Origin of the sequence: Microvirga tunisiensis (genome assembly GCF_009296175.1) — a bacterium.
GTDB lineage: Bacteria > Pseudomonadota > Alphaproteobacteria > Rhizobiales > Beijerinckiaceae > Microvirga > Microvirga tunisiensis.
The window spans coordinates 1-1,373 of record NZ_VOSK01000754.1 but is presented as its reverse complement, the minus strand read 5'-3'; the positions used below and the strand labels follow the sequence as shown (position 1 = coordinate 1,373).

Here is a 1,373-nt window from a genome sequence, read left to right as displayed (position 1 = left end):
GAACAAGAGCATCCGGGAGTGGACCGAGCTGCTGGCCGGCGACGAGGTGCTGGCCACGGCCATCCTCGACCGCCTGCTGCACCGAGCGCATGTTCTCAACATCAAGGGGCGCAGCTATCGCCTGCGGGATCTGGAGGAGGCTCTCCAGCGGGCTCACGCTTGAGCCGTCGTAAAACTGGATGTCGCCTTATCTCGTAAATCTCGGTGTCGCTTGACAGGTGTAAAAGTTTGAGGAGTTCCCGTCCATCCCACTGCCCCCGGAAGGTATTTTTGCCCGCCCTTATCGTTTTTGAGGCAATGAAGGCCGGTTAGTCAAATAGTCCTTCCGCTCTTTTGGTCGACTTGCCAGGGCACCTTAATAGGCTGGTGGGAAAACCTGAGATTTAAAAGTTCGGCGCGGCCGCGAATTTGTTGCGCGGTCGGGCGCAGACCCCGGCTCGGGCGACGAACCGTCCCCAGGGGTAGGTGGCGGCCTCCGGTCCATGCCGAGTGTCAATCCGATGGAATGCGCCCAGCAGGCGAGACAATCTGAGTCGATCTGCACCAACAGGATGGCGTCTGAGACTGGTGCACTTTTAGTGTACTCAAAATGAACTACCCACTCGCCCATTTAGCCGCGGGCGTTGTGATGCTAAAGGGATCAACACTTTAGGCTTGACCGATACCGGACGCTCAGACGAGTCTCTTGAGCAACAAAGCTTCGTTCGAGGGGCCAGGAACGAAGCAAACCAAAGAACATGATGTCTGCACCTGATACCGTCGCACCTGCCGCTGAGCGCCTTCACAATCTTCTGGGATACGTCGAGCAAGTGGTCCGGCTGGATGAGCGGCCGGCCCTGCGGCTGTCCGAGCATCGGCTTCCAACTGGACAGAGCTTCGTGCTGCATCAGCATGAACTGCATGCCATGCCTGGGGTTCGTCACGATCTGGTGGACGAGGATGGCCCGGTGTGGTTGGCCGTGGAGCGGCTCCGGCGCAGTGATCCTCCCGCAACACCAGAACAAGCCGCGGACTGGCTGGAGATCTCCCCTGATCCAGAGCGGGAGCCGAAACTCCGGGACTACCTGCTCCGGACGGTAACGGAGGCGGAGCGGGATGAACTTCTGGCCTCCGGAGCCGTGCGCCCGGAGGATGTGGCGGAAGCCATCAAGAAGGACGAGACCATTCCCCGCTGGGATGTGCGCCTGCGCCTGGAGGATCGCCCCGACGTCAAAGCCGCCGCCGAGACATGGATCACCGAACAATGGACGGATTCAAGCAGTCGTCGCAACACGTATTCTGTTGACCTGCCGCAGCCACTCGTCAAGCACCTCGGCAGGGGATCTCCAGCCCAGCGTCTTTCTCGGCCTTGCATTGAGGGCGGCTGCCACGGC

The 1,373-nt window shown here is 60.4% G+C and carries 2 pseudogenes; both read left to right on the top strand.

Going from position 1 to position 1,373, the window contains the following annotated elements:
- Nucleotides 1–142, top strand: a pseudogene (locus tag FS320_RS43400) (ATP-binding protein); the annotation flags it as partial.
- Between the two features lie 595 nt (nt 143–737).
- Nucleotides 738–1,373 (top strand): annotated as a pseudogene (locus tag FS320_RS46850) (hypothetical protein); the annotation flags it as partial.